Raw genomic sequence first — 13,793 nt, forward strand, 5'->3', positions numbered from 1 at the left:
GCCTTTTTTGATTTATATTTGCAGTGTTAATGACAACTAACTAAACCTACAACTGTTAATCAAAGGCTTGTAACATGAAACATTTCAGATTACTATTACTGTTTGCGGCGCTATTGGTTTCGGCGTTGACGTTTGCCCAGAACAAGACTTATACGGGCATCGTAGTCGACAGCCAGGGTGAGCCAATCATTGGAGCTTCCGTTGTTCAGGAGGGAACTGCACAGGGTTCCGTCACTGATATAGACGGTAGGTTCAGCGTCTCGGTAGCACCGGGCTCCACGCTGGTTATCTCCTACATAGGATATGACACGCAGCGGGTGCCTGCAAGCGACAACCTGCGCATCGTGCTCAAGGACAGCCAGGAGTCGCTCGACGAGGTCGTGGTGGTGGGTTACGGCGTGCAGAAGAAGAGCGTGGTAACGGCATCCATCGCCAAGGTAAACAGCGACGACCTGGCCTCTACGGCTCCGCTGCGCATGGACAACGCCCTGAAGGGCCTGGCCTCGGGCGTTACCGTTACCACCAGCTCGGGCCAGCCGGGCTCGGGGTCGCAAATCCGCGTGCGCGGTATCGGTACCATCAACAATTCCGACCCTATCTACATTGTCGACGGCATGCCCATTGAGGGCGGCATCGACTACCTGAACCCCAGCGACATCGAGAGCCTGGAGGTGCTGAAGGATGCTGCATCGGGCGCCATCTACGGTGCGCGCGCTGCCAACGGCGTGGTGCTGGTAACCACCAAGGGCGGCAAGATGGGCAAGGTACAGGTGAACTACAACTTTTCCTACGGCTGGCAGAACCCGTGGAAGCACCGCGACGTGCTGGATGCCACCAACTACGCCGTGATGATAAACGAGGGACTGGTGAACGCCGGGCGTGCTCCCAAGTACGCTGACCCCTATCAGCTGACCGATGTTTACGGCAACCGCATAGGCAAGGGCACCGACTGGCAGGACGAGGTGTTTAACGACAACGCGCCCGTGATGAACCACGAGCTGAACCTGAGCGGCGCCAGCGAGAAGATAAACTACTACCTCTCCATGGGCTACTACAAGCAGGAGGGCATCGTGGGCGGCAACTACGGCCGCTCTAACTACGACCGCCTGACCCTGCGCAGCAACACGAAGTACAACGTGTTCGACGCCACCAAGGAGCGCAGCTGGCTCAACAAGCTGGACCTTACGGCCAACCTCTCGTACGCGCGTATCCACTCCACCGGCATCGACACCAACTCCGGCTGGGGCTCGGTACTGGGTTCGGCCCTCACGCTTTCGCCCATCCTCACGCCTACTATTGGTGGTGAGGCGGCCGATGCGCACGTACTGGCCAACCAGAGGCAGTACAATCTCTACGTTCCTTTCTACACCGGGCGGGTTGACGCGAAAGGACATCACGAGGTGTACACCAACCCCGGCAGCGATTACAACGAGATGGGCAACCCGCTGGCCATACTGGCGCTGCCCCCAACCAAGAACTGGAGCCACAAGTTCGTGGCCAACTTCAGTGCCGCCCTGCAGCTGTGGGAAGGACTGACCTACCGCTTCTCGTACGGTGCCGACCAGAGTTTCTGGGGTTCCGACGGCTATACACCTATTTATTATATACGCGCCGGTTACAGTTCCGACAAGACCAACGCCAGCTCTTCATCGAGTCGGGGCACCGTATGGCAGGTAGAGAACACGCTCACCTTTGACCGCCAGTTCGGCCTGCACCATGTAAACGTGGTGCTGGGACAGAGTGCCAAGGAGAGCAGCGGCGCCTATCTGAGCGGCAGCCGCGATGACATCATCAACCTGGCCCGCCCCTACATCGACGCCGCCACAGGCCAGTCGGCCGACGGCAAGCAGTACGTGAGCGGCGCGCCCAACGACGAAGCCAGGCTCTCGTCGCTCTTCGGCCGCGTAAGCTACAACTACGACGAGCGCTACATGGCCGAGGCTACCGTACGCAGAGACGGCAGTTCGCGCTTCGGCAGTAACAACCACTACGCCACCTTCCCGTCGTTCTCGCTGGGCTGGAACTTTATCAACGAGCGCTTCATGGAGGCTCAGCGCAGCTGGCTCTCCAATGGCAAGCTGCGTTTCAGCTGGGGTAAGAACGGTAACGAGAACATCGGAAACTTCCGCTACACCGTGCTGGCTGCCACGGGCAACAATAATAACTACATTCTGGGCCGCGACGACCACTCGCAAACGGGCAGTAAGGCCTCGGGACTGCCTAACCCCGACCTGAAGTGGGAGGAGAGCGTGCAGACCGACTTGGGGCTTGACCTCGGCTTCCTAAACAACGCCCTTACCTTTACAGCCGACTACTATTACAAGAAAACCAACGGTATGCTGATGGCTATGAACATACCCGACTACGTTGGCGAAACCAAGCCAATGGGCAATGTGGGCGTGATGGAGAACTCGGGTATCGAGCTGGAGATGAGCTATAAGTGGCACATTGCCGACGCGCATTTCCGCGTCAGCGGCAACGCAGCTTATCTGAAGAACAAGCTCGTGACGTATGGCAACGAGACGGGTATGGCCAATCTGGACAACTTCAATATCGTAGGAACCATTACGCGGGCAGAGAACGGGCTGCCGTTCCCCTTCTTCTACGGTTTCAAAACTAATGGCGTGTTCCAGAACGAGGCCGAGGTAGCTGCCTACGTGAACAAGGACGGCGAGCTGCTGATGCCCAACGCAAGGCCGGGCGACGTACGCTTCGTGGACGTGAACGGCGACGGCGTACTCAACGACGACGACCAGACCAAGATTGGCAAGGGCATGCCCGACTGGACGTTCGGCCTCAACTTCACGGCCGACTGGAAGGGATTCGACTTCAGCTTGATGCTGCAGGGCGTGGCAGGCAACGACATCTTTGACGCCACCCGCCGTACCGACATCGACTTCATCAACCTGCCAACCTGGATGCTGGGCCGCTGGACGGGTGAGGGAACATCCAACAAGTATCCCATCTTCCGCATTGGCGACACGTCGAACAACTGGCGCTCGTCCGACCTTTACCTGACCGACGGCAGCTACCTGCGCCTGAAGAACATCCAGCTGGGCTACACCCTGCCGCGTACTCTGACGCAGAAGGTTCGCCTACAGCGCCTGCGCGTGTTCGTGGCAGCGGAGAATCTGCTCACGTTTACCAAGTATGCAGGCTTCGACCCCGAAATACCTACCGGCAACAACGGTACCTCGCTCGGCGTTGACTATGGCATCTATCCACAAGCCCGCACATGGACCGTGGGCTGCAACATCAGCTTTTAGACCACAGGCAACGGAGAAAAGCATCAATCTTCAACTCTTTAAACAGAAAAAGACATGAAAACCAACCATATCATCAAGACAGGCATGCTGGCAGGATTGGCTGTACTGACCGGCTGCGGAGACAGCTTCCTGGAAGTGAAGTCTCATACCCAGGATTTCGTGGAGACCTACTATACGGACTCCACACACATCAGCCAGTCGCTCATAGCAGCCTACAGCCCGCTGCAGTGGAACGACTGGAACGGCATACAGTACAATCCGCAGAACGTGATGAGCGACATCATGGCCGACGACATTCTCGTTGGAGGACAGAGTGCGACCGATAATCAGTTCTGGCATCTGATGGCCAACTACGAAGCTCAGCCCAACAACTGCATGAGCGGCATGTGGAGTAACATGTACTCGGGCATCAAACGCTCCAACGACCTGTTGAAGTATGCCGACGAACATAAGGCTGCACTGTCCGAAAACACATTCAAGCTGTGGACGGCCGAAGCCCGCACGCTGCGCGCCTACTATTATAATATGTTGTGGAAGTTCTGGGGCAACATCCCCTTCTACTTCGAGAACCTTTCCGAACCGTTCACGGCACCACAGCTGACTGCCGACGAGGTGTACGAGAAAGTTATCCTGGACTTGGAAGAAGTCATCAACATGAAGGTGCTGCCCACCCGCTGGGACGACAACAATCTGGGACGAGTAACACAGCCAACGGCCTACATGCTCTTTACTGAAATGGTGATGTACCAGAAAGACCAGACACGTTACCAGAAAGCACTGGGCTACATGCAGGAGATTATCAACAGCGGGTCGTTCGGCCTGCACGGCAGCTATGCCGACCTGTTTACAGCCGCGGGAGAGTGGTGCGAGGAAAGTATCTTCGAGGTAAACTACTCTGATTACAAGACAAGTCGCGGCTGGGGAACGGGCGATGCCATCTTTGCCGGCGGCACGGTGCTGCCCCGTTTGGCCTCCGTTCCGGGCGGAATACCCGAGCTGGGCATAGATGACGGCTGGGGATTCTGCCCTGTCCGCGAGTCGGCTTACAACATGTTCGAGGACGGGGACAGCCGTCGCGATGCCTCGGTGCTCGACATCCGCAGCTACACCGATGCCAATCCGAACTTCAAACCGCGCTATCAGAACACCGGTTTCTGGTGCGGCAAGTTCACTGCCTACTCCAAGAACGTGGAGCGGGCTACGGGTGACAAGCAGCTGAACTACAACAACAACCTGCGCATTTACCGCTATGCAGAGACGCTGCTCAATGCAGCAGAGCTGCTCCTGCAGACCGGCGGCAGCAATGCCACGGCCAGGGACTACGTGAACCAAGTACGTCAGCGTGCCGGCATAGAGCCTTTGGCAACCGTCACCGCGGACGATGTAATCAACGAGAGGCATCTGGAATTCCTCGGCGAGGGCAAGCGTTACTGGGATTTAGTGCGTACCGACAAGGCCGCGAGCGTACTCGGTCCACGGCAGGAGTACCGCACCAACTCGTGGACTCCGGCCCGGAAGTATCAGCCCATACCCTATACGGAGATATCGAAAGACCCCACCTTGAAGCAAAATTCAGACTATTAATGTTTTAATCAGCACAAAGCAATATGAAAAGACACAGTTTTAAATATATGGCCATGGCGCTTCTGGCAGGCTTGGCAATGACGGCCTGCTCGCCCGAAGACTACGAGGGAGCCGACGAAAACGGCCTGCCAACCATCGAAGGGCTGGACTGTACGGTCAGCGTAGACCAGACCACAAACGAGGTAAGCATGTCGGTTGGCCAGCTGCCGACCGGTTGTTATCCCGTGTGGTTTATCGATACGAACATGGACGGCACACCTGATTTCTACTCAACCTTGACGAATTTGACCAAAATCTACAGCACTCGCGGAACCTATTCCGCAGAACTCCACGTGGCCAACCGTAACGGTTTCAGCCGTGCCGGCCTGCGTAAGCAGTTCCAAGTGGATAATGACTTACTCGACCCGACCATCATCACCCGCCTTGTAGGTAAGGAGTGGCGCATCGACCATGCCCAGCCTGCCCACATGGCCTGTGGCCAACCGGGCACCGACGGCACCAACTGGTGGCGTGCTGCTGCCGACGAGAAAGCCGACATGGGACTTTACGACGACCGGATTACCTTTACAGCCGAAGGCGGATATACCTACAACCCGGGCGAAGGCGGCACCGTGTTCGTCAATACGGGCAGTGGACTCTTCAATGAGTTCAATACCAACAACGGTTCCGACTACATGGCACAGGTGCAGACGCAGCAGTCAACCTACAAGGTTGTGATGGACGGCGAGCAGAAGTTTCTCGTCCTGGCCGACAAAACGCTGTTCCCTTACCTCTCCACTGCCGACCAATACGAGCATCCCCGCTTCCGGATAGAAGACCTTACCTCCCGAAAGATGGTGCTGGTTTACGACAACGGCTCCATTGCCTGGCACTTTATCCTCACCAGCACGGACGATGTAGTTACCACGCCTACCTTCAGTGGCTACAAGTATGACAGCAACTGCAACATGTGGAAGTCCATGCACTACACCAACGACTTCTTCTATGCCAACGGTAACGATTGGACAACGAACCCCAACCCCATTGGATTTGCCGACAACGGCAGTGGTTCCTACACCATTACCCTGCCCGATGCTTCGTCGCAACTGTGGCAGGCACAGGTCAAGTTCTTTACCGACATGACTTCCAATGCAGCCACCCGATACGACTTCTCACTCAAGATAGAAGCCTCGAAGGATGTGAAAGGGGCTACGATAAAGCTCGTCAACCACGATGATGCCAACAACTACTTCTTTGAAGACCATGTAGATTTGGCTGGGGGAGACGAAGTTGTGTTCTATAAAGACAATCTGAAAGGGATTGACATGGCCAACGTAGACCTTGTTCTCGACTTCGGCGGAAATCCAGCAGGCACAACAGTCAGAGTAAGTGACGTAGTATTCAAGGAGCACGACTGCGATGACGGCGCTGGTCATCCTGCCCCACCTCCAACTGAAGACAACACGCCCTACGCTTACGATACACCTAATAACCTGTGGAAAACGGTCGACGCTACCGATTGCGAGATGTTCTTCAATTACACCGACGGAAGTTGGGCCCCCTATGCCGAACATCAGGGCTTTAAACATGAGGGCAATGTCTACACCCTCACCTTCCCACAGCCCACAGTCCTGCAATGGCAGAACCAGGTAGCATTCTTTACGCCGCTCTCCTGCGCCAAGGGCGATACCTTCGACTTTGGCTGCGTGATGGCTCCTAATGTCGATTTGACCAATGTAACCATAAAACTCGTGAAGCACGGCAAAGACAATGACGGCATCTTCTTCTTTGCCAAGCAGGTAAACCTCACCGGCGGAGAGGATAATGTCATCAAGTTCCCGGCACAGGTGGCACCCGACGACATGGAGTCCATTGACCTCTATCTCGACTTCGGCGGAAATCCTGCCAACACGGAGGTTATCGTCAAGGATATTGTACTCAAGAAAACGGAATAAAAAACAAGAACAATGAATATGAAAAAAATGATATTTGCCAGCTTTCTCTTTGCATTGGCTGCAGGCTTCACCGCCTGTAGCAGCGACGACAATGGTGCTGATGTGGAGCCCATAGGAACGCAAAGCCCCAACATCAAGCTCTCAGCAGACAGTCTCTTCCTATCCCCTGCAGGCGGCCAAGATTCGGTCACCTTCACCACCGACCAGGAGTGGGCAGTCATCAGCTCTGCTGCCTGGGCCAAGGTAAGCCCCAACAACGGAACAACACGTAAGGGTACGCTCATCGTAACCGTAGACAGCAACGCCACGGAGAAGGAGCGTATAGCCACCCTCACGCTGCTCTCAGGAACGGGCCGGGGCTATTTCTTCGTCAAACAGGCAGCCGGAGCCAAACCTGACTCACTGAAATGCCCCTTGGGCAACGACTATAAACTCGTTTTCCATGATGAATTCGACAAGGACGGCGAGCTCTCTGCTGCCAGCTGGACGCACGAGGTGAAGGACCCCTACTGGGTAAACAACGAGCTGCAAGCCTATGTAAACGGCCAGATAGACGGCCACCGAGTGACCGAGGTGCGCAACGGCAAGATGCTCATTCATTGCTTCAAGCTGGACGACAAGGTCTACTCGGGCCGCGTATATGCCAACGTCAAGACGGGCTACCGCTACGGTTACATCGAGGCCAAGCTCAAACTTCCCAAGGGCAAGGGCACCTGGCCGGCCTTCTGGATGATGCCCGTCAACTTCAGCAGCTGGCCCGGCGACGGCGAAATCGACATCATGGAGCACGTGGGCTTTAACCAGGACGTGATTTACAGCACCATTCACTGCAACAAGTACAACAACACCGGAACGGCCACAGAGAGCGCCAACCGCAAGGTAAGCGGTGCTACCGACGGCTTCCACGTGTACGCCATGGAGTGGACGGCTGACTACATGACCTTCTACATTGACGGTGAAAAGCTGCTCACCTACCAGAACGATGGTACGGGCAAGGATGCCTGGCCCTTCGACTCGGCCTTCTACCCCATCTTCAACCTTGCATGGGGCGGAGCCTGGGGCGGCCAGCAGGGCGTAGACGAGAGCGTACTGCCCGCCACCATGGAGGTAGATTACCTGCGCGTTTACCAGAAATAGCAACAACACTGTAGCAAGCCGGCGGGCTTTGTGAAATAAAACTGTATATTAAGGTTATATGATTTAGGATGATGTAGGATAACAGCCTCGCGGCGCAGTGCCTGCCGTCGGCCCTGTCTCCCTGATTTTCGGCGGAGACGATGCCGGCAGCCAGGCCTGCCCGCGAGGTTTTTTCTGTCCGCAGCTCTTTGCCGATAGACCTAAAACCATTACCTTTGTACCGTCCAATCCCTTACCGACAGCTCCATGAAACAATATCTCCTGCCCCTCCTGCTGTTGCTCGCGCCGCTCTGCGTGCGGGCAGCCGAACCCCTGCACAACCTCGACTCCATCTACGCCTGCCTGGACGAAGCCATCGACAACTCGTCCTTTTACGTGGCGCGCAAGGAGAAAAGCATCGCCCAGCTCAAGCAGCAACTGCAGCGGGCGGTCAGTAACGAGCTCAAGTACGCCATCTGCTACCAGCTTTACGAGGAGTACCGGCCGTTTGAGAACTACTCGGCCATGGACTGGCTCATGCGCTGCGAGCAGATAGCCGCACAGATGAACGACGCCCGCAGGCGCAACCGCTGCAACATCCTGCTGTCGCTCTGCTGCTCGAACACCGGTCTTTACGACGAAGCACAGGAATACCTGCAGCTGGTAGACCAGAACCTGCTCGGCCCCGACGATGTGGGAGAGTACTTCCATGCCTGCTACAACCGCAACAACGAGCTGGCCTACTACACCTCCGTGGCTGCACTGAAGCGCCACTACCGCGCGGAGGCCGACAAGTTCGAGCAGCTCATGCTGGCTCACATATCGCCCCACTCCGACCTGAGCTACCGCACCCGCGAGCTGCACCTCATGAACCAGGGCGACCATGCGGCCTCCATGCGGCTCAACACCGAGTGGCTCAAGACCGTCCGCAAGGGTTCCCACCGCTATGCCATGGTAGCACTGTACCGCTACCTGGAGTACAAAGCCGTTAACGATACTACGCGCATGATGTACTGGCTGGCAGAGTCGGCCCTGGCCGATGTACGTAACGGCGTGATGGACCAGGGCTCCATGTGGGAAATATCAAACCAGCTGATGCTTCAGGGCGATGTAGACCGCAGCTACCGCTACATTTCCTTCACCAGCGAGAGTGCCAACCGCTTCGGTTCCAGACAGCGCCGCTGGCAGATATCGCCCCTGCTGGCCGACATTGCCAACCGCTACAAGCAGGAGAACGAGCGCAAAACGCGGCTGGTGATGGTGGCCGCGCTCTTCAGTGCCGTGCTGGCTTTGCTGTTGCTGGTGTCGGTTTTTTACGTGAACAGTCAGCGCAAGAAGCTCGCCCTTGCAGGCCGAAAGCTCAAGCACTCCAATGCACAGCTGTCCGAAATCAACAGCCGTCTCTCCGAACTCAACCGCCAGCTGGCCAGCAGCAACCTCAAGTTGGGCGAGTCGAACCGCGTCAAGGAGGAGTACATCGGCCGCTTCATGAGCCTCTGCTCGCTCTATGTAGACAAGATAGAGTCCTTCCGCCGCAAGGTCAACAAGATGATGAAGAACAGGCAGTACGACGAGTTGTTCCGGGAAACGCGTTCCACCACGCTCAAGGAGCGCGAGCTCGACGAGCTTTACAACAACTTCGACGACGCCTTCCTGCACCTCTTCCCCACCTTTGTTGAGGAGTTCAACGCCCTGCTCCTGCCACAACAACAGATACAGCTCACGGACGATGGCCACATGCCCGTGTCGCTCCGCATCTTCGCCCTCATACGTGTGGGCATAGAGGACAGCTCTAAGATAGCCGAGTTTCTGCACTACTCGGTCAACACCATTTACAATTACAGGGCGCGGGTGAAGAACTGGGCCGTGGCCGACCGCGACAACTTTGAGCGCAAGGTGAAGAAACTGGGCACCCAGAACCGTACCTGAAAAACCGCCGGACAGCAAGCAAGATGTGCTGTCCGGCGGTTTTGTTTTGTCCCGTCCGCCCCCGTCAGGGGTAACGGGAACTATTTGCGGGGCCCGGTGTTGCACGTCTTCATGGCCCGGTACACGCCGTTGGTCCAGCCGAAACCGTCCTGGTTTTGGTATTCGCCGCCGCCCGTATCGCTCACGTTCACCACGTTGTACTTCTCAAGCAGCCTGTGGGTGTGGGCGTAAACCTGTTCTACCATGCCCGTCCAGCGCTTCCGCAGCGTTACGGCATCGGCCTGCATGCCGTAGTTAATCAGCCCTCTGAAGGTAATCCACTGCAGGGGTGCCCACCCGTTGGGGGCGTCCCACTGCTGTCCGGAGTTCACGTTTGTGGTCACGATGCCGCCCCGTCGCAGCAGTTGTTGCCTGATAACGGCGGCCGTGCGCTCTGCCTGTTGCCGCGTGGCGATGGCCGTAAAGAGCGGGAAAGCCGTGGCAGCAGTCAGGCGCCGGCTGCGTTCGCGGCGGCTGATGTCGTAGTCGAAGAAGGCGCCACGCTGCCTGTCCCAGCAGTATTTGCCGATGGCGCTGATGCGTTTGCCGGCCTGCAGGGCGTAGAAGTCGGCCTGCCGGCGGTCGCCCTGCAGGGCGTAAGCCTTGGCGAGCGTCTGCTCCAGGTGGCAGAGCAGTGCGTTGAGGTCAACGGCAACAAAGTCGGTGGTATGGATAGTGTGCAGGTTACGCTCGTCGGTAAGCCAGCGCGAAGAGAAATCCCAGCCCGATTCGGCCGCCGAACGGAGGTGGCGGAAGAGGGCGTGGTGGGTGGTGGATGAGGGGTGTTGGATGTTGGGTGAGGGGTGATGGGTGTTAGGTGAGGGGTGATGGAGGGCCTGCAGCTGGCGCGCGGTCTCCATGTCGTTGCGGTACATCTCCCCACGCGGCGTGTCCAAACGGTCGCAGTAGCGGTTCAGTATCTCGCCGTCGGGCATGCGGACGCAGTGGAGGCTGGCCGGGTTAGCAGCCGAGAGCGACTTGCGCCCCGCCATCCAGAAGTCGTACTCGGCCTGCAGTTGCGGCAGGTAGTGGGTGTACACGGTGCTGTCGGCCTTGCTGTCGGCAATGGCGTCTACCATGTATGCAAAGAACGGAGGCTGCGAGCGGCTCAAGTAGTAGGTGCGGTTGCCGTTGGGAATGAAGCCCACCAGGGTTATCAGGTCGGCAAAGTTGGCCGTCATCTCCTCTGCCAGTTCCGTCTCGCCGTCGGCTATCAGGCCCAGCATCGTAAAGTAGCTGTCCCAGTAGTATATCTCACGGAAGCGCCCGCCGGGCACGATGTAGCTGTGCCGCAGCGGTATCAGCGTGCCGGGATGGGGCAGGTCGTTGGAGCTGCGGCGCAGTACGGTCCACAGTTTCCGTATGTGCGTGCCGATGTCACTGCTGTCGCCAAAGGCCTTGGCCTCATCGGCAGGCAGCGCGAAGTGCGCCTTCAGGAAGGCTGCCAGCTGCGTGGCGCCCTTCGGCTGCTGCGCTTCGTAGGCGCGCAGAATGTCGTCGGTGTCCTGTTTAGGCGTGCAGTCCAGGAAGTCCTTCGAGTCGGCAAAGAGCCTGCCGGGGCCGAAGAGCGAGTCGGTTTGCATCACGTCGTAGAAGAGTTGTCCGTACATTGTCTCGGGACTTTGCAGCACCAGTGCGGTTGTGTCGGTGGTCTTGTTGCCGCATCCCGTTGCAAGCAGCGCGAGAAAGAGGACGGCTGCGGAGATTGAAAAGTGTCTTGGGTTCATGTTCTTAGCTTCGTTGGTTTGGTTGGAGCGGTGGGCCGGAGAGCCGGCAGGGCGCGGAGAACGCCGCCGGGTGCGTGGCCCCGGCTTTCGCGTTGCCGCCGCAGGTGGGGTTGTTGCGTTCCTGGCAGCCTCCTGCCGTTGGCATAATGGTATGCGTGCAAATATAGCAAAAACGATTGATACCATCAACCCGTGGAGCAGAAAAATGAAGAAAATCCGCTTGCCGGCGCTGCCGCGAACGCTGCCTGCAGTCTGTGCCGGGGCGTAATTCATGGCTCCAGAGGACGGCGGTTTCATGTTTTTTCGCTAACTTTGCAAGGAGAAACGTCGGATGTAAGAAGTTAAAGAAGTTAAGGTAGATAAAGAAGTTAAGGCCATTGGATTGCAGGAATGTTGAGAAAGACAAGGAACCTGAAGGCCATTGGTAATTACGGAAGCTGAAGGAGACAAGGAACCTGAAGGCCATTGGTAATTACGGAAGCTGAAGGAGACAAGGAACCTGAAAGCCATTGGATTGCAGGAATGTTGAGAAAGACAAGGAACCTGAAGGCCATCGGCCTTTGGGAGTGTTTTGACAGATAAGGAATTAAGATAGATGAAGAACCTACTTTTCATGCTCGGTTTGCTGTTTCTGCCCTGTGCGGCGCAGAAACGGGTGTGTGTAGAGAAACTTGCGCCGGCCGTAGACTCCATAGCCGGCTACGGCATCCGTATGGGAGCATTTCCCGGATGCCAGGTAGTAGTGGCGCAGCATGGGCGGGTGGTGCTGAGCAAATGCTACGGCTACCACTCCGACCGCGTGCACCGGAAGGTGCAGCCCACCGACCTCTACGACCTGGCCTCGGTCACCAAGACCACTGCCACCGTGCTGGCAGTAATGAAACTCTACGACGAGGGGCGCCTGCGGCTTGACGACCGGGCCTCCCGCTACCTGCCTTTCCTGCGCACGGCCGATAAGAGCGGCATCACCATCGGCGACCTGCTGTTCCACCAGTCAGGCTTTCCCATGACCATTCCCTTCTACGAAGCGGCCGTAGACAGCAGCTCCTTCGCCCCGCCCCTCACGCAGAAACAACCCGACGAACGCCACCCCAACCAGCTGGAGGAGCACCTCTTCATGTCGCACTTCAGCTACCTGCCCGGCACGTTCAGCCCAGTTGAGGACGCTACTCACCACCAGCACGTTTACGACGGCATGTGGTTTGCCGACCGCTACGCAGATACACTGCGCGCCAGGGTGGCGCGCGTGGAGCTGGGACCGCGCCGGTACAGCTACAGCGACATAGGCTTCATCGTCCTGCAGTGGGTCGTGGAGGCCATTACGGGGCAGTCGCTGTCCGACTATGTGGAACAGTCGTTCTACCTGCCCATGGGCGCCCGCCACACCCTCTTCCTGCCCCGGCGCCGCTATGGCAGGCAGCAGATAGTGCCAACGGTGCAGAACGACGTGCTGCGAGGACTGCGCGAGATGCAGGGCTACACACAAGACGAGGTGGCATCGTTCATGGGCGGCGTGGCCGGAGAGGCCGGACTCTTCTCCACGGCCCAAGACTTGGCGCTCATCTACCAGATGTACCTCAACAAGGGAGAGCTCAACGGCCGGCGGTATCTCAGCCAGTCAACGTGCCGGCTCTTCGAGACCACGCAGAGCGACATCAGCCGCCGGGGCCTCGGGTTCGACCGTCCGGATGCGCACGATGCCGCCAACTTCCTGCCGCTAAGCACCTTCGGCCACAGCGGCTTTACGGGAACAGAGGTGTGGGTAGACCCCGATAACCAGCTGGTTTACGTGTTCCTCACCAACCGGGTGTCGCCCGTACCGTGGAACTGGAAGTACAACCGCCTCGATATCTTCGGCCGTTTCAAGCGCGCCCTCTACGACTCGCTGGAGTAGGCACGGGCAGGCATAACGCCCCCGTGCGCCCTCCGTCCGTCCTTCTCCCCGCCTCCGGCAGAGCCCCGGGCACCCCTCGCCGCACTTGCCCTATATCTCCACTTTTCCCGAAGCTATCGTTCAAGCTCCTTGAAGGCATCCTTCAGCGTCCTTGAAGGTGGCTTTCAAGAGGCTTGAAGGGCACCTTTTATTCATCTGCTCATAACTTGTTGATTTTTAATAACTTATTGACAGAGCCGTAAAAGAACCTTTCCTGCCTCCATCATCCCCTCCTAACCTCCCCTTTCCAAGGGGAGGATACTCT

Annotated in this window: 7 protein-coding genes; 6 read left to right on the forward strand and 1 reads right to left on the reverse strand. The window is 57.4% G+C overall.

What is annotated here, in order from left to right:
* Window positions 1-74 precede the first annotated feature (74 nt).
* From BMW31_RS10375 to BMW31_RS10395, 5 genes are all read left to right on the forward strand, one after another.
* Complete coding sequence (locus tag BMW31_RS10375; RefSeq protein WP_091825292.1) at window positions 75-3,266, forward strand: SusC/RagA family TonB-linked outer membrane protein; 3,192 nt, start codon at window positions 75-77, stop codon at window positions 3,264-3,266.
* 54 nt (window positions 3,267-3,320) lie between these two features.
* The gene (locus tag BMW31_RS10380; protein WP_091825295.1) at window positions 3,321-4,850 is read left to right on the forward strand and encodes a RagB/SusD family nutrient uptake outer membrane protein; all 1,530 of its coding nucleotides are present in this window, start codon (window positions 3,321-3,323) and stop codon (window positions 4,848-4,850) included.
* A gap of 23 nt (window positions 4,851-4,873) precedes the next feature.
* Window positions 4,874-6,784, forward strand: coding sequence for a hypothetical protein (locus BMW31_RS10385; protein ID WP_255404937.1), 1,911 nt, complete (start codon window positions 4,874-4,876; stop codon window positions 6,782-6,784).
* A 12-nt stretch (window positions 6,785-6,796) separates the two neighbouring features.
* On the forward strand, window positions 6,797-7,921 hold the full coding sequence (locus BMW31_RS10390) for a family 16 glycosylhydrolase (protein WP_255404938.1): 1,125 nt from the start codon (window positions 6,797-6,799) through the stop codon (window positions 7,919-7,921).
* A 246-nt stretch (window positions 7,922-8,167) separates the two neighbouring features.
* The gene (locus BMW31_RS10395) at window positions 8,168-9,829 is read left to right on the forward strand and encodes a DUF6377 domain-containing protein (RefSeq protein WP_091825298.1); all 1,662 of its coding nucleotides are present in this window, start codon (window positions 8,168-8,170) and stop codon (window positions 9,827-9,829) included.
* A gap of 80 nt (window positions 9,830-9,909) precedes the next feature.
* On the opposite strand, the gene BMW31_RS10400 is transcribed toward BMW31_RS10395, so the two are convergent.
* Window positions 9,910-11,892: a trehalase family glycosidase gene (locus BMW31_RS10400; protein WP_218140606.1), complete on the reverse strand. Its 1,983-nt coding sequence runs from the start codon at window positions 11,890-11,892 to the stop codon at window positions 9,910-9,912.
* A 298-nt stretch (window positions 11,893-12,190) separates the two neighbouring features.
* Here BMW31_RS10400 and BMW31_RS10405 point away from each other — a divergent pair, with 298 nt between their 5' ends.
* On the forward strand, window positions 12,191-13,489 hold the full coding sequence (locus BMW31_RS10405) for a serine hydrolase domain-containing protein (protein ID WP_091825301.1): 1,299 nt from the start codon (window positions 12,191-12,193) through the stop codon (window positions 13,487-13,489).
* The last annotated feature ends 304 nt before the right edge of the window (window positions 13,490-13,793 follow it).

The sequence above is a fragment of the Prevotella sp. kh1p2 genome (assembly GCF_900111525.1).
In the GTDB taxonomy this organism is placed as follows: Bacteria; Bacteroidota; Bacteroidia; order Bacteroidales; family Bacteroidaceae; genus Prevotella.

Excerpts from the sequence above, each read along its gene's own strand:
- BMW31_RS10405 (WP_091825301.1), top strand. The coding sequence starts at position 12,191 with ATGAAGAACCTACTTTTCATGCTCGGTTTGCTGTTTCTGCCCTGTGCG.
- BMW31_RS10375 (WP_091825292.1), top strand. The coding sequence starts at position 75 with ATGAAACATTTCAGATTACTATTACTGTTTGCGGCGCTATTGGTTTCG.
- BMW31_RS10385 (WP_255404937.1), top strand. The coding sequence starts at position 4,874 with ATGAAAAGACACAGTTTTAAATATATGGCCATGGCGCTTCTGGCAGGC.
- BMW31_RS10395 (WP_091825298.1), top strand. The coding sequence starts at position 8,168 with ATGAAACAATATCTCCTGCCCCTCCTGCTGTTGCTCGCGCCGCTCTGC.
- BMW31_RS10380 (WP_091825295.1), top strand. The coding sequence starts at position 3,321 with ATGAAAACCAACCATATCATCAAGACAGGCATGCTGGCAGGATTGGCT.
- BMW31_RS10390 (WP_255404938.1), top strand. The coding sequence starts at position 6,797 with ATGAATATGAAAAAAATGATATTTGCCAGCTTTCTCTTTGCATTGGCT.
- BMW31_RS10400 (WP_218140606.1), bottom strand. The coding sequence starts at position 11,892 with ATGAAACCGCCGTCCTCTGGAGCCATGAATTACGCCCCGGCACAGACT.